Annotated in this window: 23 protein-coding genes and 1 pseudogene; 14 read left to right on the top strand and 10 right to left on the bottom strand. The window is 60.1% G+C overall.

The features are described 5' to 3' along the window. Window positions 1–235: 235 nt before the first annotated feature. The 4 genes from rloA to pabB all read left to right on the top strand — a co-directional run bounded on the left by rloA (window position 236) and on the right by pabB (window position 4,806). The gene (gene rloA / locus AB4O09_RS10240; RefSeq protein WP_003204066.1) at window positions 236–772 is read left to right on the top strand and encodes a retropepsin-like aspartic peptidase RloA; all 537 of its coding nucleotides are present in this window, start codon (window positions 236–238) and stop codon (window positions 770–772) included. Window positions 773–777: 5 nt separating this feature from the next. Further along, window positions 778–2,310: an osmotic stress tolerance membrane protein RloB gene (gene rloB, locus AB4O09_RS10235; RefSeq protein WP_003204068.1), complete on the top strand. Its 1,533-nt coding sequence runs from the start codon at window positions 778–780 to the stop codon at window positions 2,308–2,310. Beyond that, window positions 2,310–3,296, top strand: a complete 987-nt coding sequence (locus AB4O09_RS10230) for an alpha-L-glutamate ligase-like protein (protein WP_013693958.1) — start codon at window positions 2,310–2,312, stop codon at window positions 3,294–3,296. The genes rloB and AB4O09_RS10230 overlap by 1 nt, the downstream gene beginning before the upstream one ends. 166 nt (window positions 3,297–3,462) lie before the next feature. Next, on the top strand, window positions 3,463–4,806 hold the full coding sequence (gene pabB, locus AB4O09_RS10225) for an aminodeoxychorismate synthase component I (RefSeq protein WP_460108152.1): 1,344 nt from the start codon (window positions 3,463–3,465) through the stop codon (window positions 4,804–4,806). Window positions 4,807–4,933: 127 nt separating this feature from the next. Here the strand turns inward: pabB and thrH are convergent, their stop codons facing one another. Then, the gene (thrH, locus tag AB4O09_RS10220; protein ID WP_003204075.1) at window positions 4,934–5,551 is read right to left on the bottom strand and encodes a bifunctional phosphoserine phosphatase/homoserine phosphotransferase ThrH; all 618 of its coding nucleotides are present in this window, start codon (window positions 5,549–5,551) and stop codon (window positions 4,934–4,936) included. Between the two features lie 174 nt (window positions 5,552–5,725). Here thrH and AB4O09_RS10215 point away from each other — a divergent pair, with 174 nt between their 5' ends. The 3 genes from AB4O09_RS10215 (at window position 5,726) to AB4O09_RS10205 (ending at window position 9,240) form a co-directional block, all read left to right on the top strand. Continuing rightward, window positions 5,726–6,469: a phosphoadenylyl-sulfate reductase gene (locus AB4O09_RS10215; RefSeq protein WP_003204078.1), complete on the top strand. Its 744-nt coding sequence runs from the start codon at window positions 5,726–5,728 to the stop codon at window positions 6,467–6,469. Window positions 6,470–6,921: 452 nt separating this feature from the next. Beyond that, window positions 6,922–8,451 (top strand): NCS1 family nucleobase:cation symporter-1, encoded by a 1,530-nt coding sequence (locus AB4O09_RS10210; protein WP_003204080.1) that lies wholly within the window; start codon window positions 6,922–6,924, stop codon window positions 8,449–8,451. Window positions 8,452–8,511: 60 nt separating this feature from the next. Next, window positions 8,512–9,240: an aspartate/glutamate racemase family protein gene (locus AB4O09_RS10205; RefSeq protein ID WP_003204081.1), complete on the top strand. Its 729-nt coding sequence runs from the start codon at window positions 8,512–8,514 to the stop codon at window positions 9,238–9,240. 148 nt (window positions 9,241–9,388) lie between these two features. Here the strand turns inward: AB4O09_RS10205 and AB4O09_RS10200 are convergent, their stop codons facing one another. Beyond that, window positions 9,389–10,312 carry a LysR family transcriptional regulator gene (locus AB4O09_RS10200; protein ID WP_043042632.1) on the bottom strand — a complete coding sequence of 308 codons (924 nt, stop codon included), beginning with the start codon at window positions 10,310–10,312 and terminating at the stop codon, window positions 9,389–9,391. Between the two features lie 125 nt (window positions 10,313–10,437). Between AB4O09_RS10200 and AB4O09_RS10195 the strand changes: the two genes are divergently transcribed. After that, the gene (locus tag AB4O09_RS10195) at window positions 10,438–11,184 is read left to right on the top strand and encodes a 3-oxoacyl-ACP reductase family protein (protein WP_003204087.1); all 747 of its coding nucleotides are present in this window, start codon (window positions 10,438–10,440) and stop codon (window positions 11,182–11,184) included. A 69-nt stretch (window positions 11,185–11,253) separates the two neighbouring features. Here the strand turns inward: AB4O09_RS10195 and AB4O09_RS10190 are convergent, their stop codons facing one another. From AB4O09_RS10190 to AB4O09_RS10170, 5 genes are all read right to left on the bottom strand, one after another. After that, window positions 11,254–11,949 (bottom strand): HAD-IA family hydrolase, encoded by a 696-nt coding sequence (locus AB4O09_RS10190; protein ID WP_003204089.1) that lies wholly within the window; start codon window positions 11,947–11,949, stop codon window positions 11,254–11,256. A gap of 336 nt (window positions 11,950–12,285) precedes the next feature. Next, window positions 12,286–12,648 (bottom strand): hypothetical protein, encoded by a 363-nt coding sequence (locus AB4O09_RS10185; RefSeq protein ID WP_003204092.1) that lies wholly within the window; start codon window positions 12,646–12,648, stop codon window positions 12,286–12,288. Between the two features lie 87 nt (window positions 12,649–12,735). Further along, entirely contained in the window at window positions 12,736–12,942 is a 207-nt protein-coding gene (locus tag AB4O09_RS10180; protein ID WP_027911463.1) for a hypothetical protein, read from the bottom strand. 743 nt (window positions 12,943–13,685) lie between these two features. Then, complete coding sequence (locus AB4O09_RS10175) at window positions 13,686–14,096, bottom strand: glycine zipper domain-containing protein (protein WP_003204097.1); 411 nt, start codon at window positions 14,094–14,096, stop codon at window positions 13,686–13,688. 726 nt (window positions 14,097–14,822) lie between these two features. Further along, complete coding sequence (locus AB4O09_RS10170) at window positions 14,823–17,012, bottom strand: GAF domain-containing hybrid sensor histidine kinase/response regulator (protein WP_013693961.1); 2,190 nt, start codon at window positions 17,010–17,012, stop codon at window positions 14,823–14,825. A 313-nt stretch (window positions 17,013–17,325) separates the two neighbouring features. Here AB4O09_RS10170 and AB4O09_RS10165 point away from each other — a divergent pair. From AB4O09_RS10165 to AB4O09_RS10155, 3 genes and pseudogenes are all read left to right on the top strand, one after another. Continuing rightward, window positions 17,326–17,603, top strand: a pseudogene (locus AB4O09_RS10165) (short-chain dehydrogenase). A gap of 414 nt (window positions 17,604–18,017) precedes the next feature. Continuing rightward, window positions 18,018–18,695 (top strand): phytanoyl-CoA dioxygenase family protein, encoded by a 678-nt coding sequence (locus tag AB4O09_RS10160; RefSeq protein ID WP_038858704.1) that lies wholly within the window; start codon window positions 18,018–18,020, stop codon window positions 18,693–18,695. 99 nt (window positions 18,696–18,794) lie between these two features. Then, the gene (locus AB4O09_RS10155; RefSeq protein WP_003204109.1) at window positions 18,795–19,850 is read left to right on the top strand and encodes an alpha/beta hydrolase family protein; all 1,056 of its coding nucleotides are present in this window, start codon (window positions 18,795–18,797) and stop codon (window positions 19,848–19,850) included. On the opposite strand, the gene AB4O09_RS10150 is transcribed toward AB4O09_RS10155, so the two are convergent. Beyond that, window positions 19,843–20,343: an Lrp/AsnC family transcriptional regulator gene (locus AB4O09_RS10150; RefSeq protein WP_003204111.1), complete on the bottom strand. Its 501-nt coding sequence runs from the start codon at window positions 20,341–20,343 to the stop codon at window positions 19,843–19,845. The genes AB4O09_RS10155 and AB4O09_RS10150 overlap by 8 nt on opposite strands. 131 nt (window positions 20,344–20,474) lie before the next feature. Here AB4O09_RS10150 and AB4O09_RS10145 point away from each other — a divergent pair, with 131 nt between their 5' ends. From AB4O09_RS10145 to AB4O09_RS10135, 3 genes are all read left to right on the top strand, one after another. Further along, on the top strand, window positions 20,475–21,935 hold the full coding sequence (locus AB4O09_RS10145) for an L-lactate permease (protein ID WP_003204113.1): 1,461 nt from the start codon (window positions 20,475–20,477) through the stop codon (window positions 21,933–21,935). 121 nt (window positions 21,936–22,056) lie between these two features. Continuing rightward, a complete protein-coding gene (locus AB4O09_RS10140; RefSeq protein WP_003204115.1) occupies window positions 22,057–22,446 on the top strand; it encodes a hypothetical protein in 390 nt (129 codons plus the stop codon). Window positions 22,447–22,480: 34 nt separating this feature from the next. After that, complete coding sequence (locus AB4O09_RS10135; RefSeq protein WP_460108148.1) at window positions 22,481–23,167, top strand: HD domain-containing protein; 687 nt, start codon at window positions 22,481–22,483, stop codon at window positions 23,165–23,167. Between the two features lie 29 nt (window positions 23,168–23,196). Here the strand turns inward: AB4O09_RS10135 and AB4O09_RS10130 are convergent, their stop codons facing one another. Next, complete coding sequence (locus AB4O09_RS10130) at window positions 23,197–23,742, bottom strand: NADAR family protein (RefSeq protein WP_003204120.1); 546 nt, start codon at window positions 23,740–23,742, stop codon at window positions 23,197–23,199. 350 nt (window positions 23,743–24,092) lie between these two features. Further along, window positions 24,093–24,716 (bottom strand): SMI1/KNR4 family protein, encoded by a 624-nt coding sequence (locus AB4O09_RS10125; RefSeq protein ID WP_003204121.1) that lies wholly within the window; start codon window positions 24,714–24,716, stop codon window positions 24,093–24,095. Between the last annotated feature and the right edge of the window lie 68 nt (window positions 24,717–24,784).

Genomic DNA, 24,784 nt, shown 5'->3' with positions numbered 1-24,784 from the left:
CGACGTTAACGTCAAAGAAAAAATCAACATTGTCGACAATCGTCTAATAAGCCCATCCGCCATAACCGCTCGTTTGAATACGTCGTAGCGTCCGGCCAGCGGTGGCGTCAGAAAACCACCGTGCTAGAATGCCGCGCGATTTGCCGCTCTCCTTTTATAGGGAAGGCTGCCCAGGGAGCTTGTGCAGTAATGCCAGGGCCTGAACCGATAAACGGAACGCTGCGCACCAGGATCTATGACACTCAAGCCCTTCACCGCTGCTCTTTATTTCATGTGCCTGCCGGGGCTTGCCGTGGCGGGTGAAAAAACCGTGTACGGCCTCAACGAATACGCCGCCCTGCAGGGCATCGACCTGGAGGTCGCCGCCAAGCTGGACACCGGCGCCAAGACCGCGTCCCTCAGCGCCCGGGACATCAAGCGTTTCAAGCGCAATGGCGAGTCCTGGGTGCGCTTTTACCTGGCCATCGACGCGGCCCACTCGCACCCCATCGAACGTCCGCTGGCCCGGGTCAGCAAGATCAAGCGCCGCGCCGGTGACTACGACCCTGAAGAAGGCAAGAAATACACCGCCCGGCCGGTCATCGAACTGGACATCTGCATGGGCTCGGCCCTGCGCAGCATCGAAGTGAACCTGACCGACCGCAGCGCCTTCCAATACCCGTTGCTGATCGGTTCCGAGGCGCTCAAGCGCTTCGATGCGCTGGTCGACCCCAGTCTTAAATACGCTGCCGGCAAACCCGCCTGCGCCAATGCCGCTCAAACCGCAGAGTAATTCCAATGCGCTCCCTTACCCTCCATCTGAAAATGCTGATCGCCATCCTGGTGGTGCTGGGCCTGTCGGTGACGGCCTATCAGATTTTCGTGCTCGGCATTCCGGTCACCGAAGACGCCACCGACGACTTGTGGAACATCGACGCCAAGGTCGAGTTCGTGCCCAATGCCAAGGACCCGGTGAAGATCCAGATGTTCGTGCCACCGCTGAGCCGCGACTATGTGAGCCTCAACGAGAGTTTCATTTCCAATAATTACGGCGTGGCGGTGAACCGGGTCGACGGTAACCGCAAGGTGACGTGGTCGGCCCGTCGCGCCAAGGGCAACCAGACCCTGTATTACCGCCTGGTGCTGACCAAGCGCTACAGCGCCGAGAAAACCAAGGTCAAGGGCCCGACCTTCCGCGACAGCATCGCCGTCGAAGGCCCGGAGAAACTGGCCGCCGAAGCCCTGCTCGCGCCGATCCGCCAGCATTCGGCCGACGTCGAGACATTCATCAGCGAAGCGATCAAGCGGGTCAACAACCTCAACGACGACAACGTCAAGCTGTTGCTGGCCGGCGACCCTTCCTCGGCCAACAAGGCGCGCATCGTCGAACTGGTGCTGTCCATCGCCCACGTGCCGGTGGAAAAGGTCCACACCATCCGCCTGGTGGCCGAGCAGCCGCAGACACCTGAGCTGTGGCTGCGCAGCTTCAACGGCACCGACTGGCTGTATTTCAACCCGGACACCGGCGAACAGGGCCTGCCCACCGACCGCCTGCTGTGGTGGACCGGCGATGAAAACCTGATCACCGTCGATGGCGGCAAGAAAGCCACCGTTACCTTCAGCATGAACAACAGCGAAATGAACGCCATTCGCCTGGCCAAGCTGACGGACGAGAACACCGACGCCAACTTCCTCGAATACTCGCTCTACGGCCTGCCGCTGCAGACCCAGCAAACCTTCATGATCATGGTGATGATCCCGATCGGCGTGCTGGTGATCCTGATCCTGCGCAACCTGATCGGCCTGCAGACCCTAGGGACTTTCACCCCGGTGCTGATCGCCCTGGCCTTCCGCGAGACCCAACTGGGTTTTGGCATCATCCTGTTCACGGTGATCACCACGCTGGGCCTGTCGCTGCGTTCGTACCTGGAGCACCTCAAGCTGCAGATGCTGCCAAGGCTCTCGGTGGTGCTGACGTTCGTGGTGGTGCTGATCGCCGCCATCAGCCTGTTCAGCCATAAGCTGGGCCTGGAGCGCGGCTTGTCGGTGGCGTTGTTCCCGATGGTGATCCTGACCATGACCATCGAACGCCTGTCCATCACCTGGGAAGAACGCGGCGCCGGCCACGCGATGAAAGTCGCCATCGGCACCCTGTTCGCCGCGTCCCTGGCGCACCTGATCATGAGCGTGCCGGAACTGGTGTACTTCGTGTTTACCTTCCCGGCGATCCTGCTGATCCTGGTGGGCTTCATGCTGGCCATGGGTCGTTATCGCGGCTACCGCCTGACCGAGCTGGTACGGTTCAAGGCCTTCCTCAAGGCAGACTCCTGATGTTCGGCTTCTGGAAGACCTGGAAGGCCCTGGAAGCCCGGGGCATCATGGGCATCAACCGGCGTAACGCCGACTATGTGCTCAAGTACAACAAGCGCAGCCTGTACCCCATCGTCGATGACAAGATCATCACCAAGGAACGGGCCATCGCCGCCGGCATTCATGTGCCGGAACTGTACGGGGTGATCTCCACCGAGAAGGAAATCGACAAGCTCGACGAGATCATCGGCGGACGCACCGACTTCGTGATCAAGCCGGCCCAGGGCGCTGGCGGCGACGGCATCATCGTCATCGCCGACCGCTTCGAAGGCCGCTATCGCACGGTGTCCGGCAAGATCATCAGCCATGAGGAAATCGAGCACCATGTCTCCAGCATCCTCACCGGCCTGTATTCCTTGGGTGGGCACCGTGACCGGGCGCTGATCGAATACCGCGTGACGCCGGACCAGATCTTCAAGAGCATCAGCTACGAAGGCGTGCCGGACATCCGCATCATTGTACTGATGGGCTATCCGGTGATGGCCATGCTGCGCTTGCCAACCCGCCAGTCCGGCGGCAAGGCCAACCTGCACCAAGGCGCCATCGGCGTGGGCGTCGACCTCGCCACCGGCCTGACCCTGCGCGGCACCTGGCTGAACAACATCATCACCAAACACCCCGACACCACCAACGCGGTGGACGGCGTGCAACTGCCCTACTGGGACGGTTTCATGAAGCTGGCCGCCGGTTGCTATGAACTATGCGGGCTGGGCTACATCGGCGTCGACATGGTGCTGGACCAGGAAAAAGGCCCGTTGATCCTGGAATTGAACGCACGGCCAGGCCTGAACATCCAGATCGCCAACGACTGCGGCCTGACCTTGCGCACCCACGCGGTGGAAGCCCACCTGGAAGAACTCAAGGCCCGCGGCGTTACCGAAACCGTGGAAGAACGCGTGGCGTTTGCCCAGGCGTTGTTTGGGCATATTCCGCCGGTTGAGGGTTGAGGCTGCCTCCCCTGTGGCGAGGGGATTTATCCCCTCGCCACAGAGTGTTCACACCCAAATATCTTCGATAACCCCATACTTGCCCATCTCCGACATCCCTCTAGGAGCAAATCCTACAGAGGGATTACAATCGCTCCCCCGCCTGAACGGCTGACCTGCCCCGCCCATGCCAACCTGCTCCGTACACCCGCTGCCCTACCGCGCCAACCCTGCCGAGTATTTCGCGGCGATCCGTCATGCCCCTGGCAGCGTGCTGCTCGACAGTGGCCGGCCGAGTGCCGAACGTGGGCGTTACGACCTGCTCAGCGCCTGGCCGCTGGCGCAACTGGCGGTGTTGCCGGACGAAAGCGGTAGCGATTTCCTGCAACGCCTGCGCATTCAACTGACGCAGCTAGGTGACGCGGAACTACCGACCACGGTGCAATTGCCCTTTGCCGGCGGCCTGATCGGCTACTTGAGCTATGACTTCGGCCGACACCTCGAAACCTTGCCGTCCCACGCCAAGGACGACCTGCAACTGCCCGACGCGCGTTTTGGCGTGTACGACTGGGCGCTGGTCAGCGATCACCAGGCCGGCACCAGCCAATTGGTGTTCCACCCTCATTGTGGCGAAGGCGAACGCCAGCGCCTGATCGCGCTGTTCAGCCAGCCGACTGCGACATCCGTTGGCGTCTTCAGCCTCGAAGGAGCGATGATCCCCGACCTCAGCGCCGAAGCCTATCGACAGGCCTTCGAACGTATCCAGGCGTATATCCAGGCGGGTGACTGCTACCAGGTCAACTTTGCCCAGCGCTTCCGCGCGCCCTGCCAGGGCGATGCCTGGGCCGCTTACCAGGCGCTGCGGACGGCGTGCCCGACGCCGTTTTCCGGCTTCCAGAGCCTGCCCGATGGCGGCGCGGTGCTGAGCCTGTCCCCCGAACGCTTCGTCAAGGTCAGCGAAGGCCAGGTGGAAACCCGGCCGATCAAGGGCACCCGGCCCCGCGGCACAACACCCAGCGAAGACGCGGCCCACGCCGCCGAGCTGCTGGCCAGCTCCAAGGACCGGGCGGAAAACCTGATGATCGTCGACCTGCTGCGCAACGACCTGGGCCGCACGTGCCGCATCGGCTCGGTACGGGTGCCGGAGTTGTTCAGCCTGGAAAGCTACCCGAACGTGCATCACCTGGTCAGCAGCGTGACCGGCGAGTTGGCTGTGGGTAAAGACGCCCTCGACCTGATTGCCGGCAGCTTTCCCGGCGGCTCGATCACTGGCGCGCCGAAAATCCGCGCCATGCAAATCATCGACGAACTCGAACCGACCCGACGCGGCCTGTATTGCGGCTCGTTGCTGTATCTGGACGTGCGCGGGGAAATGGACAGCTCCATCGCCATCCGCAGTCTGCTGGTCAAGGATGGGCAGGTGTGCTGCTGGGGCGGCGGCGGGATTGTCGCGGACTCGGATTGGGAGGCCGAGTATCAGGAGTCGATTACCAAGGTGAAGGTGCTGCTGGAAACCTTGCAGAACCTCTGAACAGACCCCAGGCCTGACACAAGACCTTGTGGGAGCGAGCTTGCTCGCGATTGCGTTGGGTCAGCAGCCTTTGTGCTAACTGACACACCGCTATCGCGAGCAAGCTCGCTCCCACAGGGGATTGGGTTTACAGGTTGAGGCTGCGGTTCGAAGCCTTGAGGAATTCCTGCTTCAACTCGGCAAAGCTGTGCACCGCCGGGAATTGCGGGAATTCACGGATCACGTTTTCAGGCGCATGGAACAGAATCCCCGCATCGGCTTCGCCCAGCATCGTTGTGTCGTTGTAGGAATCCCCCGCCGCGATCACCCGGTAGTACAGGCTCTTGAAGGACAGGACCGACTGGCGCTTGGGATCTTTCTGACGCAACTGGTAGCCGGTCACCCGCCCGCTGTCATCGGTAATCAAGCGATGGCAGAGCAACGTCGGGAAGCCCAACTGGCGCATCAACGGCTGGGAAAATTCGTAGAACGTGTCGGAAAGAATCACCACCTGGAAGCGCTCACGCAGCCAGTCGACGAATTCTATGGCGCCGTCCAGCGGCTTGAGGGTGGCGATGACTTCCTGGATGTCGGAAAGCTTGAGGCCGTGTTCATCGAGGATGCGCAACCGTTGCTTCATCAGCACGTCGTAGTCGGGAATGTCCCGAGTGGTTGCCCTGAGGGAGTCAATCCCGGTTTTTTCAGCGAAGGCGATCCAGATCTCCGGGACCAGTACACCTTCCAGGTCGAGACAGGCAATTTCCACAAGACACTCCCATTTTTTCTGATGTTTATCGGTTGAGCGAACAAAAGGCTTGCCGACTCTAGCCATTCGTCGAAGCCTGCGCAACGCACAGGAACGCGCCAGCCCCGACAGCTTTTGTTACCATCAGCCCCATATAGAGCGCCCAGCGCCACCGACCTGTAGGAAACCGCCCTGATGAGCCCATCGTTTGACGTCGTGGAACTCGCCACGACCTATGCCAACAAGTCCCCGCAGGACATCCTCAAACTGGCCTTCGCCGAATTCGGCGACGAGCTGTGGATATCCTTCAGCGGCGCCGAAGACGTGGTGCTGGTGGACATGGCCTGGAAACTGAACAAGAACGTCAAGGTGTTCAGCCTCGACACCGGCCGCCTGCACCCGGAAACCTATCGTTTCATCGACCAGGTGCGCGAGCACTACAAGATCGACGTCGAGCTGGTTTCGCCGGACTACACGAAACTTGAACCCTTCGTGAAGGAAAAAGGCCTGTTCAGCTTCTACAAGGACGGTCACGGCGAGTGCTGCGGCATCCGCAAGATCGAACCATTGCGGCGCAAACTGACCGATGTCCGCGCCTGGGCCACCGGCCAGCGCCGCGACCAGAGCCCCGGCACCCGCAGCCAGGTGGCGGTGTTGGAAATCGACACGGCGTTTTCCACTCCGGAGCGTACCCTGTACAAGTTCAACCCCCTGTCGCAGATGACCAGCGAAGAAGTCTGGGGTTACATCCGCATGCTGGAGCTGCCTTACAACAGCCTGCATGAACGCGGTTTCATCAGCATCGGCTGCGAGCCCTGCACCCGCCCGGTGCTGCCAAACCAGCACGAGCGCGAAGGCCGTTGGTGGTGGGAAGAAGCCACGCAGAAAGAATGCGGGCTGCATGCCGGTAACATCATCGCCAAATCCAAGACCGTCTAAGCGTCCGCCGCACCCTGTACACAAAAATGTCACTACAAGTGGCATTTTTGTGTGCACTTATTACGTTACTGCCCCCAAAGGTTACACACACCTTCCCGCCTCGCCTGCCCTTCCAACTCCACTGGCGTTCGCCAAAAAATAAATACCTGTTTAAACGGTCAGTTTTAAATCACGGTATTTCAGTTAGTTACTCAACGATCATAACAAAACGAAATTAGTGCTTCTTCGAATAGATCCGTAAGTGGCATAGATCTGGCTTTAGTCGACACATGTTTTGTATACAACTTATATAAAACATACACACACTTTAGATCCGCAAGCCTGAAGCGCCCTATCCCGTACAGGCTGCAGATGCCCCGTAATCAATGATGCTCGCCCGCCGCGACGAAGATTTGTCGAGCTCCGCGCTCATGCACAGTCATCGCTGCGCCGAGAATCAGGAGCCTGCCGGAATGCGTACAAGTCTCTCCAATAACATCGCGCTGGATCTGCCCTCCACCACCACGGCCCTCGACGACAACACTGCCGCGTCCCTGGCCCTGAGCCCGAGGCTGCACAACAAAGACCTGGCACCGACCAAGGCCGAAGGTCGACGCTGGGGTCGCTACAGCATCTTTGCCCTGTGGACCAACGACGTGCACAACATCGCCAACTACTCCTTCGCCATCGGCCTCTATGCCCTGGGCCTGGGTGGCTGGCAGATCTTGCTGTCCCTCGGGATAGGCGCGGCGCTGGTGTATGGTTTCATGAACCTGTCCGGCTACATGGGCCAGAAAACCGGGGTGCCGTTCCCGGTGATCAGCCGGATCAGCTTCGGGATCCATGGCGCGCAGATTCCGGCCTTGATCAGGGCGGTCATCGCCATTGCCTGGTTCGGTATCCAGACCTACCTGGCGTCGGTGGTGTTCCGGGTGTTGCTGGTGGCGATCCACCCGAGCTTCGCCGACTACGACCACGACTCGATCCTCGGCCTGTCGAGCCTGGGCTGGGTGTGTTTCGTGGCGATCTGGTTCGTGCAACTGGTGATCCTGGCCTACGGCATGGAAACAGTGCGCCGCTACGAAGGTTTTGCCGGGCCGGTGATCCTGGTGACTGTCGCCGCCCTGGCCGGTTGGATGTATACCCAGGCCGACGCCACCATTGCCTGGTCGATCCGCGAACCGCTGACCGGAGGCGAGATGTGGCGCAATATCTTTGCCGGTGGCGCGCTGTGGCTGTCGATCTACGGCACCTTGATTCTCAATTTCTGCGACTTCGCCCGCTCCTCGCCGTGCCGCCGGACCATCGTCGTCGGCAATTTCTGGGGCCTGCCGGTGAACATCCTGGTGTTTGCCGGGATCACCATCCTGCTCTGCGGTGCGCAGTTCCAGATCAATGGGCAAATCATTGAAAGCCCGACCCAGGTGATTGCCTCGATCCCCAACACCTTCTTCCTCGTGTTGGGCTGCCTGGCCTTCCTGATCGTCACCGTGGCGGTGAACATCATGGCCAACTTCGTCGCCCCGGCCTTTGTGCTCAGCAACCTGGCGCCCAAATACCTGACCTTCCGCCGCGCCGGGTTGATCAGCGCCGCCATTGCCGTGCTGATCCTGCCGTGGAACCTCTACAACAGCCCGCTGGTGATCGTGTATTTCCTGTCCGGCCTCGGCGCCCTGCTCGGGCCGCTGTACGGCGTGATCATGGTCGACTACTGGCTGCTGCGAAAAGGCCGCATCAACGTGCCGCAACTGTATAGCGAGGACCCAAACGGGGCGTATTTCTACAGCAATGGGGTCAACCTGCGGGCGGTGGCAGCGTTCATTCCGGCGGCGCTGATCGCGATTATCCTGGCGCTGGTGCCTGGTTTTGACAGCGTTTCACCATTCTCCTGGCTGATTGGCGCTTCGATTGCAGGGCTGCTGTACCTGATCATCGCCAAGCGCCAGCCGTATTACGAGGACGTCAGCGGCGAATCCATCGCTGTGGATAACGTCAATCATTGATTGCTCAAGCGGCCCGCCAGGTTCGGACCGCTTACTTTTATGCGTTAAGGAGGACAGCTCATGCGAATTCTCGTGGTCAACGTCAACACCACCGAATCCATCACCCAGGCCATCGCCCGCCAGGCCCAGGCCGTCGCCGCCCCGGGCACCGAGATCGTCGGGCTCACGCCGCATTTCGGTGCCGACTCCATCGAGGGCAATTTTGAAAGTTACCTGGCGGCCATCGCGGTGATGGACCGGGTGATGTCCTACGACCAGCCGTTCGACGCGGTGATCCAGGCCGGTTATGGCGAACACGGTCGTGAAGGCTTGCAGGAACTGCTCAACGTGCCGGTGGTGGACATCACCGATGCCGGCGCCAGCACCGCCATGTTCCTCGGCCACGCTTACTCGGTGGTCACCACCCTGGACCGCACCGTGCCGCTGATCGAAGACCGGCTCAAGCTGTCCGGCCTGTTCGACCGCTGCGCCTCGGTACGGGCCAGTGGTTTGGCGGTGCTTGAACTGGAGCAGGATCCGCAACGGGCGATTGAAGCCATCGTCCAACAGGCTGAACTGGCAGTGAGCCAGGACAAGGCCGAAGTGATCTGCCTGGGCTGCGGCGGCATGGCCGGGCTCGACGAGCAGATCCGCCAGCGCACCGGCGTGCCGGTGGTCGATGGGGTGACGGCGGCGGTGACCATTGCCGAAGCGCTGGTGCGGCTGGGGTTGTCGACGTCGAAAGTACGCACTTACGCGACGCCTCGGCCCAAGACCATCATTGGCTGGCCGGGGCGGTTTGGGCGGTGAGTTCACGGCTTTAGACCGAAGTGTCCCGAATCGCGAGCAAGCTCGCTCCCACAGGTTTTTGTGTCGTGTGCACATGTTGTGAACACCCGTAAACCCATGTGGGAGCGAGTTTGCTCGCGATTGGGGCCAACTCGATTCCAAGCCCGGCTCAAACCGCACTGAACCGCCGCGCCAACCCCTGCTCGGCAAACTGCTCGATGATGAAATCCACAAACGCCCGGGTCTTGCCCGGCAACAGTTTGTGTTCGGCGTAGTAGATGGAGATGTTGCCATCGTCGACATACCAGTCCGGCAGCACCCGCTGCAGCGTCCCGTTTTCCAGGAAGGGAACGGCGATCGGCATGCTCACCAGGCCGATGCCCAACCCTTGGGCGGCGGCCGCGCAGTCGGCTTCCGAATCACTCATGGTCATGCGCGTCTTGAGCGTCAGCGGGCTGTGTTCCCGATTGCGGCTGGTCAGTTGCCAGGAACGCACCCGCCCGGTCTGTGGTGAGCGAATCAGGATGCCTTGATGCAGTGACAGATCTTCCGGTTCTGTCACGGCGGCATGCGCTTGCAGATAGTCCGTTGATGCAACCAGCACCCGATGAGCCACCGTCAACTTGCGCGCCACCACCCCCTGGGGCAGCTCGAAACCGCCGCCGATGGCGGCATCGAAGCCCTGGCCGATCAGGTCCACCTGGCGATTATCGAAATGCCAGTCGGGGTTGATCGCCGGATAACGTCGCAGAAACTCCCCCAGCAACGGCACGACATACAATCGACCGAACGCCGTGCCCATGCTCACTTTCAGCGTCCCCGCCGGTTGCCCGCCGGCGCTGGCCAGGTTGGCGACGGCGTTCTGGATGGTGTTGAAGCTGCTACCGACTTCCCCCAAGAACAACTGGCCGGCTTCGGTCAGCCTCAGGCTTCGGGTGCTACGCTGGAACAGGCGTACGCCCATTCGCGCCTCCAGCTTGGCGACGCTTTTACCCACCGCGGCCGGGGTCACGCTCAGACGTCGCGCCGCCTCGGCAAAGCTGCCGACTTCGGCACTGCGCACGAAGCATTCGATACTGTTGAAGGTCTCCATGAGCCTCACTCTAAACTTTTGGTTTAGACAGACTATAGCAATGACGGTCTACACAGCCCACGGCACCTTCTTGATACTCGCCCCATCACCGCGGCATCTCGCCCCGGCACTTTTTGGAGATCATCATGAGTAACCAAGCACTGAGCGGTAAAGTCGCCTTGATCCAGGGCGGTTCTCGCGGCATCGGCGCCGCCATCGTCAAACGCCTGGCAGCAGAAGGCGCCGCCGTAGCCTTCACCTACGTCAGCTCTGGCGCAAAATCTGAAGAACTGCAGAACAGCATCACCGCTGCAGGCGGCAAGGCCCTGGCGATCAAGGCAGACAGCGCCGACGCCGAGGCCATCCGTAACGCCGTCGCGGCCACCGTCGAGGCTTTTGGCCGATTGGACATCCTGGTCAACAATGCTGGCGTGCTGGCGATAGGGCCGCTGGATGAATTCAAACTCGAAGATTTCGACCAGACCCTGGCCATCAACGTGCGCAGCGTGTTCATCGCCACTCAGGCCGCTGCGCGGCACATGGGCGAAGGGGGCCGGATCATCAACATCGGCAGCACCAACGCCGACCGCATGCCCTTCGCCGGCGGCGGGCCCTATGCCATGAGCAAGGCCGCGCTGGTGGGCCTGACCAAAGGCCTGGCCCGTGACCTCGGCCCACGCGGCATCACCGTCAACAACGTGCAGCCCGGCCCGGTGGACACCGACATGAACCCGGCCGACAGCGAATTCGCCTCCAGCCTGATGTCGCTGATGGCTGTCGGGCGCTACGGCAACGTCGATGAAATCGCCAGCTTCGTCGCCTACCTGGCAGGGCCGGAAGCCGGTTACATCACCGGCGCCAGCCTGACCATCGACGGTGGTTTCGGCGCCTGATACAGGCATGAAAAAACGCCGGTCATGGCTTTAACCATGACCGGCGTTTTGTTGTGTAGCGCGATGGGGTCAGGCCCACTCCAACTCCGGCAGACCGCAAAGGCTGGGCTGGAACATTTTCAAGGAGCGAATGATCCCGTCGGCGTGGGCGTACTTTTCATCCGCCATGGCCGAATCCGGAATGGCAATGGCGGTCATGCCGGCGGCTTTCGCGGCAGTCACCCCGAACGGCGAATCCTCGAACACCAGGCAGTCGCGCGGCTCGACACCCAGGCGCCGGGCAGCAGTGAGGAAGATATCCGGCGCCGGTTTCGCCGCGCCGACCTCAGGGTCATCCGCCGTCACGATGAAGTCGAACAGTGCGAACCATTCCCGGTGCAAGGTGGTTTTCAGTGCGAACGTGGGGCTCGACGAACTGGTGCCCACCGCAATCGGAACGTTGTGGGCCTTCAAATGCCGCACCAGTTCCTCGGCGCCGGGCATCCCCAGGGCATGAGGAAAACGCTCGCGCATCAAGGGCTCGCGGATGACCAGGAACTCTTCGGGGGTGATCGGCAATTCCAGCGCCTGAACGACGTAATTGGCCAGGTCCGTGGCCCCGCGCCCGATGATGTTCTGTTTGACGCTCCAATCGAACGTGCGCCCGTAGCGCTCGGCGATGATGGACGTGACCTCGGTGTAGATCCCCTCGGTGTCCAGCAACAGCCCATCCATGTCGAAAATCACAGCCTTGATCGGGCCAAACTCTTTCAGGGGTGCATTCATCGCATCTGATCCGTTATCAACACAACATTCCAGGGATGGCTCAGGTGCGGCCAGGGCAGCGTGTTCGCCTTAAAGGATTCAGCAGGATAACGAAGGGGGCTTGGAACCGGCAATGGGAAATCTATGGACGGGGTCCGTGACGAGGGAGCTTGTTCCCGCTGGGTTGCGCTCTGTAGGAGCTGCCGGAGGCTGCGATCTTTTGATCTCTCGCTCAGGACTCAATTGACAGGGGAAAGATCGCAGCCTCGTTGCACTCGACAGCTCCTACGGTGCAACCGAGCGGGAGCAAGCGCCCTCGTCACAAAAGCAGATCGATGCCGGATGATGGTGGGACGGCTATTGGCCCGAGCTGCCAGAGCCCGAACCACTGGCACCACTGTCGCTGGTACCGGTTCCTCCGTTGGTCCCACCGCCGGCGTCGGCACCGCCCATCGTGCTGCCTCCACTCATCGAACCGCTCCCGGTGCCGGGACTGGTGCTACTGCCGTTGGCATCGCCGCCGTTGCCGCCGCTCACGGAGCCCGGGGGCAAGGCGTTACCGTTGGCACCGGAGTTGGAGCCGGCCTCCATTTCTGAGGAGGGGGGCATCCCGCCCTTGTCCACGGGGGGCGTGCCGCCCGAAGATTCTGCCAAGGCAGCCAGTGAACTGAGCGAAAGAATCCCGGCGAGTGTCAGCGCTGTCATGTTGGACTTCATCATGGTGAGTCTCCTTTTCAAGATCCTTACCTGATGTGTGGCACGCGTGGCGGGACGATGGTGCCGCTGAATCGACAGACGGACCTGCGATCAGCTCGGCTTGCCGGAGGCATCGTCACCGGCGATGTCCGGGTCATCCGGGGTCGCTTCGACATCCTCATCGTCGCTGGGTACCTGCTCGACGCCCGCATCGTCATCGGGTGGACGCTGGTCGCGGCTCAGGGAGTTGGTGGGCGAAGGCAGCGGGTATTCCGGGGTTTCATCTTCCTCGATCAAGGGAACCTGGGCGTCATCCATCAGGGAACCGGGGTCTTCATTGCCCGGGTCATTGACCACAGGTGCGCCCGAGGAGTCTTGTTCTTCCTGGCCTTGCGTTTGCGGCGTCATGGTACACCTCGCAATTGTTGATGGATGTATGAGTTCGAAGCGGGGGGATGGCAATCGTTCCGGAGATTTTGATTTGCCGTTTTTTTGGGGGGGTCAGGTTGGAGTGTATATCCGTTTTTTTGGTAACGGCGACTTATGGTTCCGCCCTGACGGCGGCTCACGTTTGAAAAGCCCGGAAGCCGGCCCAGTCAAAAGTAAGCAAAACGCTTTTATGCCCACCACTCGGCACCTCGCTTAGGCTCGGTGTGCCTGAACACAAGCATTGCTCCGTGGGCCACCGTGTGGCGGCCTGATAGCCGACCTGGTTCTCCCGGTCATACACCCATCACATCTGTGGGAGCAAAGCTTGCTCGCGATGGCGGTGGCTCAGTCACATGGATGTTGGGTTTGCTGGCCTCATCGCGAGCAAGCTTTGCTCCCACAGGTGATCTCGGGTGTTCATGAGTTCTATGTTCACTGCGGCCCAATGTGGGAGCGAGCTTGCTCGCGATGGCGGTGGTGCGGTTGCATAGCGGCTGGAGCTGTCTGTTGCGCTTGCTTTGGGCATCAAAAGAAGCAAAAAAACGGCGCTTCCCATTTCTGAAAGAAGCGCCGTTTTTTCCAGATGAACAGCATCACAGCACAAGGCCGGGTCTATTCATCCAAGCATCCGCTTAACGATGCTTTCTCTTGTGCTTGTACTTCTTGCCACTGGAGTGACGGTCGTTGTCATTGGACAGATTGCTGCCCAACGCGCCACCCGCCGCGCCGCCGATGCCTGCGCCGATGGTGGAGCCGGTCGAGCCGCCCAGACGGTTACCGACAACCGAACCACCGGCCGACCCCAAGCCACCGCCAATGGCCGCTTCGGTGCGGCTGCCCTTGCGAGCGCCTACGGCACTGCCGGCTGCGCCGCCAACGCCCGCGCCAATCGCGGCGCCGGTGCTGCCGCCCATCTGCTGGCCGACCACGTTGCCCAATACACCGCCCAGACCACCGCCGACCGCGGCGGTACCGTCGCCGGCAGCCATCGCGCCCTGGGCAACCACCAACCCCAGTACCAAGGTGGACAAAGTCAAACGCATGATAGAAACCTCAAAAATGCCGCATCGGGGAGAAATGGCCGGTGCGCGCGGGCGCGAGTTTACGCCAGACAGCGTCAGCCATGATGGTTGGACAACAAAACGGGGGTTTATTTTATGACAGGCAAAAAAAAGCCCGCTGGGGAAACGGGCAGGTACTGCTTTCTAACGGATGAGCTGAGAGTACGTACCTGCTTGTGAAAGAAACGTGAAAGTAAATGCCAGTTGAGAAAAGATGAAAAATATTTATGTAGAGAGGCCCCAGAAGCGGAACGCGGAGCGTCCCTGGCGACGTTCCCACGCAGGAGCATGGGAATGAAAAAAACGATCAAAAAAAAGGGCTGCTATGCAGCCCGGCGGGAGCAAGCTCCCCTACCACGATCCGCCGTCACTTTCTGACCGGGACCCTGGGCAAGAACTTGGCCTTCTCCCCTCGCTGCACTTTGGCCACCTTCGTCCTGATGGACTTGATCGGCTCGTCACCGAAGTCCGCATGATAGGCCGACTGGCCACACTGCAACCCTTCATTGATCGGATACGCGGCAGTGTTCTCCTCGCTATACGGTGCTCCCATTGCCTTTCCCCTTCATCGAGGCCCATACCGGCAACAACCGGTTGCCTGACAATATCGACCTTCACGACAATGAGACTAGTCGGTCATCAACAGACTGTTGATTCAACAAAGCCCTTGGCCGACGAATGGAACTCACTGTTTCAAAAAGGAAACACTCATTCAGCCCCCAATATAGTCCGGTTTAGAACCCGGGAAACCTGATCCGCAGAATAGGGCTTGGACAAGAATTCAAAGCCCTCATGGCCGCTGTGGGCCAACTCTTCGCTGTAACCAGAGGTCAGCACCACAGGCAAATCCGGGCGCCGCTGGCGCAGTTCCCTGGCCAGGGCAATGCCGCTGATCCCCGGCATCACCACATCAGAAAATACCGCGTCGAATGCCATCGCATCCGGACCGACCATTTCCAGCGCTTCTTCGGCGTTGGTCGCCCAGGCAGTTTCGTAGCCTAGGTCCTGAAGGATCTGGTTGGCAAAACGCCCCACCTCCAGGTTGTCTTCCACGATCAACACCCGACACTTGCCCTTTTCCGGCAGCAGGTGGGTGAGTTCTTCCTTGACCGGCTCGTGGTTTTTCTCGGGCGCCACTTCTGGAAGGTACAAGGTGAACACCGTGCCCTCGCCCACCACGGTCGAAACATCGACGTTGCCACCGGACTGCTTGGCAAAGCCAAACACCTGGGACAAGCCCAGCCCCGTGCCCTTGCCCACTTCCTTGGTGGTGAAGAAGGGTTCGAAGATGTGCTCGAGCACTGGCGAGTCAATACCGGTACCGGTGTCCGCCAAGGCAATGGCAGCAAAGGATTGCCCGGCCCCGGCATGACCACGGATCGGCGGCATGCCACCGCCGCAACTGAGCCGAAGCCACAGCGTACCCTGGCCATTCATGGCATCCCGGGCATTGAGGGCCATGTTGATCAGCGCGGTCTCGAACTGGCTCAGATCCGCCCGGATGTAACAGGGCCGATCGCACAACTCGACATGGACCTGGATCCGCGCCCCGGTGACGGTTTGCAGCATGTCCCCCAGGCTCTGCACTTGCTTGCCCACGTCGATGACTTGCGGCTTCAACGGCTGGCGTCGGGCAAACGCGAGCAACTGGCTGGTCAACTTGGAGGCGCGCTCCACGGTTTCGGACACCGCCGTCATGTAGCGCTGCCGACGCTCCTCGGACAGGCTGGGCATGCGCAGGAAGTCGACCGAAGAACGAATGATGGTCAGCAGGTTGTTGAAGTCATGGGCCACGCCGCCGGTGAGCTGGCCGATGGCTTCGAGCTTTTGCGATTGGCGCAGCGCCGCTTCGGTCTGTTTCAAGCGCGTGGTGCGCTCCTCGACCCGCTCTTCCAGCGTCGCGTTCAATTCGGCCAGGGCCGCCAGGCCTTCGCGCACGGCAGCGTCGGCACGGGCACGCTCGATGTGGGCCCAGGATCGCTCTGTGACTTCCATCAACAGCGCCAGGTCGTTGGATGACCAGACTCGCGGCGTTTTATCGTGGATCGCCATCAGCGCGGTCAATCGCCCGCCCTTGATCAACGGCACGCAGATGGTGGCCGCGATGCCAATGGCCTGGAACGTCGCCGCTTCCTCCGGCGCCAGCTCCTTGAGGTTATCGTTGATCACCAGCGGCTTGCCAGTTCGCAGGTTAGTGACCGCCAGTCGGCCAAAATCAGCCAGTCGATAATGCCCAAGGATATGCGGCGACCCCACCCTGGCCCAATCACCACGAATGGTGAAGCCGTCCTCGTCCTCATCCATGTCCGCGTAGGCACAGTTGGACAGGTTCAGGTGCGCCGCCAGGATCCGTGTGGTGGCTGCCATGATGCTCTGCGGGTCGGTGGCGTTTGCCACGGCATTGCCGATGGCATCCAGCACGGCCAGGCGCTGGGTCATGAACACCGTGGACGTGGTCTCGGTGACCGTATCCAGCATGCCCACGACCTTGCCGAACTGGTCACGGATGGGGCTGTAGCAGAAGGTGAAATAAGCCTGCTCAGGACCGCCGCCGCGCTCGATGACCAGGGGGAAGTTCTCTATAAAGGTCGCTTGCCCATCGAAGGCGCCCTGCACGATCGGCCCGATATCGCTCCAGACCTCCTGCCAAACCTCATTGAACGGCCGCCCCAACGCCTCGGGCTTGCTGCCGAGGATCGGCAGGAACGCATCGTTGTACAACGTAATCAGGTCCGGCCCCCATACGATGGCCTGGGGAAAATGCGAGGCGAGGCTCAGCGCCACGGTGGTCTTCAATACATCGGGCCACTGGGCAGGCGGCCCGAGCGGCGTGTCCTCCCAAGAATGGCGGCGAACCCGCTCAGCCATTTCTCCATAGCTCTGGAGCCAATCTGTCATTGCGTTCGATCCTTCTGAGCCGCCAATACCAACGAGGGGAAAAGCTTGTGACCCCAAGCAGGGCCGTATTATCCCGCGCTGAATGGGAATGCGCGATTGGATTGTGGGACGCGTCGGGGGGCAAATGGGGGATGAAAGGCGAACATGGGGGGTGGGGCTACAGAAAGGTCCTACATATCGTTGGGAATTGGCCTGCCTATCCATCTATTGCGTCGTTTTTGTGGGGGCGTCTGTCTATAGTTTTGCCGTCGCCCAGATGGCGACCGGGTTTGGCGACCCGCAGTGGGCAAAAACTATCCAGTGGTGCTTACTTATGAATCAATACATGGGCCTTACCAGCAACGCCGTCGCCCCCCCCTCTACGTCGATACCACCGCCCCGCTGCACATCCTGCTCGACTCAGCAGCCTACCAAATCCGTGCCGCCACCCAATTCCTGGAGAATTTGGCGATGCGCGATGAACAGACCATCGACCCCGCGACCTTGCAAGATCTGGCGCAGCTTTGCTGCATCCCACTGCGTGATGGGTGTGATGTGATGGATGTGATTGCGCGACGATTGGATGCTGCACCGGCAGGTTCCACTCTATAAGCCTGCCAGCCAAATAAGCCTGCAAGCCGACAACCTGTGGCGAGGAGTCCCCGCCACGTCTTCGACGCTGCGCTGTCGCGCAGGGAACTAGAGCGACGTCCACGAGGTATCTATTTTTGATCGTTCCCACGCTCTGCGTGGGAATGCATCCCGTGACGCTCTGCGTCACTTTCCAGAAGCGGAACGCGGAGCGTCCCTGGCGACATTCCCACGCAGGAGCGTGGGAACGATCGATATGTATTTTCAGCCTTAAAAATCACATGGTTGCAATTTGTTCCACGAGAGCTTGCTCCCGCTTGAACGGCGTTGCACTCGACAGCTCCTACAGAGCCCCTGACTCATCAAGGGCTGGTGGTCCCACTTTGGTTTGCATACTAGCCTTCCAAAGGTCCGCACAAGGAAGTCGAAAAAACCATGCCTGACCACAAACAACTCCACCAAGACGGCTACGCCCTGCTCCGTCAAGCGATCCCGAGCGAGTGGCTGGCCGACCTTCGTGCCGTGTTCGATGCAGGTGTGCGGCCGTCGGACCAATGGCCAGTGCCCCGCGGCATGGACTGGCGCTATTCGATGTTGGACGATGATTCGAAGATTCAGGCCGTATGTCGTCTACCCCAGCTACTGGCGGTGGCAGGTGAGTTGATCGGCGAGCGATTCTTTCTCTCCCAAGTGGAAGGACGCGAGCCCCTGGCGGGTAACGGCCACCAACAACTGCACCGCGACTTGTCAGCCCAGCGGCCAGGCGACATCGCCATCGCCCTGGCTTTTTTCGACGATTACGGCCCCGAGAACGGCGCGACACGGATCGTCCCCGGCAGCCATCGACCTGAGCCGGGCGCCCCACCCTTCGACTTCAATGACGAGTCACGCGCCGTACAGCTTTCAGGCTCTGCCGGTGACATCCTGGTGTTCGATGTCGACCTGGTACACGCGGGCAGCCTGAACGTGATCGGCGCACGCCGTCGTTCCATTCTGATCAGCTATTTCTCTGAGTCGCTCTACGCGTCACACCTGGAAACCGTGGCGCTGCGCAATATTCGTATGGACACCAGCGACCGCTTCGCCCCCTCGGAGTTTGCTTTCGGGGGCTAGGTTTTTAGTCGATAAAAGTTATGCGCAGCGGTTCGAATCTGAGCTTTAATGCCCGTGCTTATCGACCCCATCATTCGTCTAATCAAGGAAGAAACGACATTGAAAACAGCTTTCGGCGCCCTGTTGTTGGCTTGCCTGACGACCATCGCATTTGCTGACGAAAACCCCATCGGTTTCCAATCTTCCACCCTGGATCCGCACAATGGCCGCGCACTGGAGATGGTCGTTTGGTACCCCAGCGCAACCACCGAAACCGCGCAACTGATCGCCGATAACGCGGTGTTTGTCGGCGCCTCTGCCGTGCGTAACGCGCCGCCCACTGCCGGCGAACACCCATTGGTGGTGCTCTCCCACGGATACCGGGGTAACTGGAGCAACCAGATCTGGCTGGCCAGTGCCTTGGCCCAGAAGGGTTACATCGTCGCCGCCATCAACCACCCCGGCAGCACCACCCATGACCGCAGCCCGCAAGCAGCGGCGCAGTTATGGCAGCGGCCCGTCGATCTGCGTCGGGTCATTGATGCGGTCACGACTCAACCTGAAAAATTTGGCCGGGTCGCCAATGGACGAATTGCAGCCGTGGGCCATTCACTCGGCGGCTGGACCGCCCTGGAAATCGCCGGCGCTCGCTTCGACCCAGAGCGCTTCGCCCAAGACTGCAAAGCCCATTCGCAGTTATCCAGTTGCACCGTTTACGAACAGATGAATCCCGCCAGCACCGCTGAATCAAAGGCCGAACTGGCCGCCGATTGGCGTGATAAACGCATCACTGCGGTGGTGACATTGGACCTGGGCCTTTCACGGGGCCTGACCGATAAAAGCTTGGTCACGCTGCCTGTCCCCGCCCTGGTGATCGCGGCCGGTGTACCGTCGCGAGAGCTTCCCGCCGAGTTGGAATCTGCCAACCTGGCCAAGCGCCTGCCCTCGGCGACAAGCCGCTATGTCGAGATCAAAGACGCAAGCCATTTCAGCTTCATGTCGATGTGCAAACCTGGTGCGCAGAAGATCCTCGAAGAGCACGTGCCGGGAGATGGCATTATTTGTCAGGATGGGGATGGCGGCCGTGCTCGTGGGGTGATTCAGCAGCAGGTTGTATCGCTGATCGCGGCGTTTCTGGCGCAATCACCTGGAGAGCTTGATAAGAAGGCTAGATGACGATCCCCACAGGCATGCTCGGCACATTAAGCCCGACTTTCACACGGTCCAGCGCCACGATTGTCTTGAACCAGGTCACGTTGGAATTTTCGGCAAACAATCGCCGCGCCAACGTCTGGTATTCGTTCATGCTGGCAACGGTTAATACCAGGACGAAATCCACTTCGCCGGTGACGTAGTAGCACTGCTGAACTTCGGGCACCGCGAAGTGTGCCTTCATCGCCTCCAGTGCCTCGATGCTGGTGCGCTCTGCCATCACTTCCACAATGATCGTGATCGGCCGTCCTACGGCGGTGGGATCCACGATGGCTACGTTGCCCGTGATGACGCCCCCCGCTTCCATCCGCTTGATACGGCGCTGAACGGCGGCCGTGGAAAGATTGACCTGCTCGGCCATGAGGCGCAGCGGCATCGTGTTGTCGCGCTGGACGAGGTCCAGGATGGCACGGTCGAATTTGTCCAACGATTCAAGTGCTGCGTCGTTTTTGGCCATGGCAAACCCGTGAGAAATTTTCTCGAAAACTAACAGAAAACCGCGCCCCTTTATCTAGCCAAGAGAAATATTATCTTGCCAGCAGTCTGCGTACGCAGCCTTAGTCGCAACACACACAGGATATTATTGGCATGCTCGCACTGTTCCATCTTTCCCCTGTCCTGTTGGTTACAGCCATGCTTGTCGTGCTGCGCCGGCCCCCCATGCACGCCGCCATTGCAGGCACTGCATTGGTCCTGGTGCTCTGGCTCGCCGGCGCTGCAGACGCGTGGCGCCTAGGCAGTATGGTGGCCGCCGCTCAAGATACGGCCGTGCTGTTTGCAAGTACGGCTTTCGTGATCGTTCCAGGTCTGGTCTTCGTGATTTTTATCGAGCGCATGGGCGTCAACCTGGCGCTTAGCCGATGGGTGCAGTCACTGGGGCTTGGGCGCGGCGATCAAGTAGTGTTTATCGTTCTTGGACTGGCACCGCTGCTCGAAGCGATGACCGGCTTCGGCGTGTCGTTGATCGCCACGGTGCCCCTGCTGCTCAGTCTCTTCGAGCGTCGGATCGCGCTACGAATAGCACTGACCGGCATGGCAATCATGCCCTGGGGAACACTGGGCCTGGCATCGGTCATTGGTGCTTCGTTGGTTCACTTGGACGCAACCGCGCTGGCATCGACCTCGGCACTGACCAGCGCACCGGTTTTTTTGGTCCTCAGTGCAATCGCGCTATCTCTTGCAGGCGTTCGTGACTCGCGGGAATGGAGGGCGTTGGGGGCTTTCTGGCTGCTGTTTGTTGGCGTGCTTTACAGTGCCAGTCGGTGGCTGGGGCCGGAAGTGGCCGGCGTGGCCGCGGGCCTGGTGACGGCCGCAGCGGTACTCTCTGCTGGGCTGTGGCGCTTGCGCCGCAACGATAGCGAGCGCGGTGCAGTGCAATGGCCGCGTCAGGCATGGCCGTATCTGGTGCTGATTGTCTGCATTGTCGCATTGAAGATGGTGTGGGCGATCACCTCCTGGCAGGATCACTGGGTTGTACAGGGCGCTCAGGTCACCTGGAAGCCACTCTCCTCACCAGGCCTGGCACTGGTTCTGGTGCTGATCGGGCTAGGGTTTCACACGCGCCACACACAACGCCAGACAGCACTCGACGTCAGTATGCCTGCTGCGCTGGTGGCGCGGGCGAAGCGACCACTGTTGACCATTTTCTTCTTCCTCGCGATGTCGCAGATGATGGTGAAGGCCGGCTTCCTCGCGGGCTTGATGCAAATGCTGGCGGGCCTGTCGCCCGCCGCCGCGACGTCGCTGGTTGCCCTGTTTGGCGCGCTGTCAGGCTACATGACGGGGTCGAATGTTGGCGGCAACGCGATCTTCATGCCGGCCATCGCGATGTTGCCCGAATCCTCTCGCCTGTTGTTGGCTGCCGTCCAGAACAGCTCGGCAGGGCATGCAGCGCTGGGCTCGCTGTCGGTTGTCATGCTGATCCTGGGACTTGCCAAGACCCAGGCCAAGGAGGAAGGCGAACTGGTAAGGTTTGGCTTCACGCTGGTCTGTCTCAATACCGCGTTAGTCGCGTTGGGCGCGGTGTTGCTGAGTGGATGGTTTGGATAGCAGGGTATTTGCAGATGAGCACCTCTTTCTGCACTTTTTCCAGTCCCCTTTTTTCATGTCTCTTTCCCAATAGTTTCTGACTTAACTATCCTACGCCTCCACCCCAAACGGATTCGCCACGATGTATCTGCGTTCAAGCTTATTGTGCCTGTGCCTTTTCAGCAGCCTGAGCCAGGCCGCTGTCAACTGTTCGGCCCTGGCGGAAAAGATCTCCGGAACGGTGCCTGAGTTTCATCCGTCAGTGCAAGGCAAGGTCATTGGCACTGGGCGCCTGCATTTCCACGAAGCGCCAGATGAAGCCTGTGCCAATAAGAAGATTTTCGTAATCCCCGGCGACTCTCTCACCGTTTACTCCAGCCTTGAAGACGAATCATGGCTGGAAGTGAACTTCATCGCCAAGAGCGGCGACGACTATACCGGTTGGGTAAAGGCTGATCGGGTCGAGATTGGCGCACCTTACGGAGCGCCAGCAGACGATGCCGACGACGCGCCGGCGGGTGATGCTCAATAATTATCTTTTTCATTTTTGAAGTGCAGGAGAAACGATGACGGGTTCGCCAGAAGAGAACGGTCTATTCCCGGCCAGCCCACAGGGCGACCTCGACGCAATTGATGGCACGGATTTCGACGCCTGGGCTCGCGTCTGGGCCGAGCTTGGCGTCGTATGCGCGTCACGAGAGACGTACGAAGAACTCATTCGACATTACTGCGAGCCGCATCGCGCTTACCACACCCTCCAGCACCTGAAGGAATGTCTTCAAGTGCGCCGATTCGTCAATGCGGCCTGCCAGGCCCCCGCCGAAATCGACCTCGCGCTGTGGTTCCATGACGCGATCTACGAGCCCCTTCGCAGCGACAACGAGCTGCGTAGCGCGCAATGGTTGGACGACGTGGCACGTGATAGCGGCCTGGGCGATGAAACGCGACGCAGGCTTTACGACCTGATCATGGTGACGCGACACGATGGCGCCCCGAAGTCGGCAGACGAAGCGGTGTTGGTGGACACGGATCTGGCGATCCTTGGAGCGTCGTTCGAACGGTTCGAGGAATACGACCAACAGATTCGCCACGAGTACCAATTTGTGCCTCTGCCTGTGTACCGCCAAAAGCGGCGCCAGGTCCTGGAGGGATTCCAGGCGCGCGGGCGGATCTATACGACCGCAGCGTACTTCGACGCATTCGAGCAGCAGGCACACGCAAATCTTGCACGCGCCATCGAGCGTCTCGACTGAGGACTGGATTCAAGCGGCGAAGGGATAACTTACTCCCCGTCCCGCACCTGCATCAGCGCAAATCCCAGCAGATTCAAGCCTTTCCACAGATTCGGATTGTTCGCATCCGCGTTGTCCTGTGCGAGCCCTATACCCCAGATGTTATCAACCGGGCTGGCTTCGACAATAACGCTCGAACCGGTTTGTAGAAGATATTCGTTCAACTGCGGATTTTGAGAGAACTTGGCCTGGTTCGCTCGAACGACGATGTCGTATCGGTGTTGCAGCCAAACCTGATCATCGAATCCGCGCACGTTGCGGCCAAGTGCCTTGGCGGCATTAGGAGTAGGTGCGTGGAGCACCTGCGCACGAATTTCCTGATCGTCGAACAAGGCCGCTTTCTCGGCCATCATGAAGTGTTCGGCTGTCGGGTAATGTTGCCCCTCGACAATGAACCCGGCCTCGAACCATTGGCTGAAGCACGAAGCCGTAACGGCAATTTTGCTGCGCTGGTGCCCCCAGAAAAACGTAAATTTCAGATGTTCTCCGGAGTTGAAACGGGCGCACAGTTCTTTCACATGTTCAGAGTCGTTCAATGAGATGTCCTTGCTGACTGAAGATCGAAGTTACAGCTACTGTGCTGACCAAGGCCGCTTCGTGTCTATAGCGCCCACTTGCATCGCTCATAGCTTATCGAAAGTTAACATTGTTGCCTGAAGCCTTAGGCAAGACAGCCAAGATAATTCTGCTCGAATCAACAGGTCGTTTTTACCTATATCTCTGCTTCCAGATGAAGGCCGGCTTTATCTGGAAGCATCGCCAAGATCCGCAGTCTTTAAAAAAGCTACGAACGCCCGTAATGCTGCCGATTGGTGGCGACGACTTGGGAAGTAGAGGTAAACAGCCTCCAGGGGACAAGACCGGAATTCATCCACCCAATCAGTCTTCAAATCAACCGATCCACAACCCTCGCATTCCACAATTCCCGATACCGCTCCCGCCACCCCGGACTGCCCTTATCCAACCACTCCAACGTCGCCTCAATACTCTCAGGGCTAATGATGAAGTGATTGATATGCTCCTCGATCCGCTCTTGCGATAAATGCAGCGAATCCAGATAGCCATTGAAAGAATCCGCCAGCACCACGTACTCATCGCCCTGCTGACGGCGACCGGTCCAGGCAGGTAGGCCCGCCACCATCGCCGCCACGTCCTGGCGCCCTTCCCGCAGGTCCAGCAGCAAGATACTCGCGCCGCCGTCGCGACCGATCGGCAACAATCCCGTTGCGGGGAAACCGGGCTGGGCCCGCAGTTGCTCCAGTTCAAAGGGGTTGGATTCATATTCTTTGTCCGGGTCCAGCCCGTACAGTGAAAAACTGAGCAGTTCCTCATCGCCATTGGCCAGGGTCGCCAGCACATCGTATTCCACATAGGCGCCGTTGCAGGTCTTGAGGAATTGGCGATAGTCGTCCGGCAAGCGAGCCCCCAGGCTGGCTTCCAGTTGCGTGATGGCACGCTCGGTGGCGCCTTCACGGGTGTCTTCGAGGATGAGTCCGCGGTAGTCAGTCATTGATGTCTCGAAAAAGGTATTGGGTCCTGGAGGTCTTGAAACACGCCGCGCCGCACAATCAGTCCGAC

Source organism: Pseudomonas sp. H1_F01 (genome assembly GCF_054681425.1).
Note: the sequence above shows the minus strand (reverse complement) of the source record. Positions and strands in the feature narration are given on the sequence as shown.

Excerpts from the sequence above, each read along its gene's own strand:
- rloA (WP_003204066.1), top strand. The coding sequence starts at position 236 with ATGACACTCAAGCCCTTCACCGCTGCTCTTTATTTCATGTGCCTGCCG.
- rloB (WP_003204068.1), top strand. The coding sequence starts at position 778 with ATGCGCTCCCTTACCCTCCATCTGAAAATGCTGATCGCCATCCTGGTG.
- AB4O09_RS10230 (WP_013693958.1), top strand. The coding sequence starts at position 2,310 with ATGTTCGGCTTCTGGAAGACCTGGAAGGCCCTGGAAGCCCGGGGCATC.
- pabB (WP_460108152.1), top strand. The coding sequence starts at position 3,463 with ATGCCAACCTGCTCCGTACACCCGCTGCCCTACCGCGCCAACCCTGCC.
- AB4O09_RS10215 (WP_003204078.1), top strand. The coding sequence starts at position 5,726 with ATGAGCCCATCGTTTGACGTCGTGGAACTCGCCACGACCTATGCCAAC.
- AB4O09_RS10210 (WP_003204080.1), top strand. The coding sequence starts at position 6,922 with ATGCGTACAAGTCTCTCCAATAACATCGCGCTGGATCTGCCCTCCACC.
- AB4O09_RS10205 (WP_003204081.1), top strand. The coding sequence starts at position 8,512 with ATGCGAATTCTCGTGGTCAACGTCAACACCACCGAATCCATCACCCAG.
- AB4O09_RS10200 (WP_043042632.1), bottom strand. The coding sequence starts at position 10,312 with ATGGAGACCTTCAACAGTATCGAATGCTTCGTGCGCAGTGCCGAAGTC.
- AB4O09_RS10195 (WP_003204087.1), top strand. The coding sequence starts at position 10,438 with ATGAGTAACCAAGCACTGAGCGGTAAAGTCGCCTTGATCCAGGGCGGT.
- AB4O09_RS10190 (WP_003204089.1), bottom strand. The coding sequence starts at position 11,949 with ATGAATGCACCCCTGAAAGAGTTTGGCCCGATCAAGGCTGTGATTTTC.
- AB4O09_RS10185 (WP_003204092.1), bottom strand. The coding sequence starts at position 12,648 with ATGATGAAGTCCAACATGACAGCGCTGACACTCGCCGGGATTCTTTCG.
- AB4O09_RS10180 (WP_027911463.1), bottom strand. The coding sequence starts at position 12,942 with ATGGATGACGCCCAGGTTCCCTTGATCGAGGAAGATGAAACCCCGGAA.
- AB4O09_RS10175 (WP_003204097.1), bottom strand. The coding sequence starts at position 14,096 with ATGCGTTTGACTTTGTCCACCTTGGTACTGGGGTTGGTGGTTGCCCAG.
- AB4O09_RS10170 (WP_013693961.1), bottom strand. The coding sequence starts at position 17,012 with ATGACAGATTGGCTCCAGAGCTATGGAGAAATGGCTGAGCGGGTTCGC.
- AB4O09_RS10160 (WP_038858704.1), top strand. The coding sequence starts at position 18,018 with ATGCCTGACCACAAACAACTCCACCAAGACGGCTACGCCCTGCTCCGT.
- AB4O09_RS10150 (WP_003204111.1), bottom strand. The coding sequence starts at position 20,343 with ATGGCCAAAAACGACGCAGCACTTGAATCGTTGGACAAATTCGACCGT.
- AB4O09_RS10145 (WP_003204113.1), top strand. The coding sequence starts at position 20,475 with ATGCTCGCACTGTTCCATCTTTCCCCTGTCCTGTTGGTTACAGCCATG.
- AB4O09_RS10140 (WP_003204115.1), top strand. The coding sequence starts at position 22,057 with ATGTATCTGCGTTCAAGCTTATTGTGCCTGTGCCTTTTCAGCAGCCTG.
- AB4O09_RS10135 (WP_460108148.1), top strand. The coding sequence starts at position 22,481 with ATGACGGGTTCGCCAGAAGAGAACGGTCTATTCCCGGCCAGCCCACAG.
- AB4O09_RS10125 (WP_003204121.1), bottom strand. The coding sequence starts at position 24,716 with ATGACTGACTACCGCGGACTCATCCTCGAAGACACCCGTGAAGGCGCC.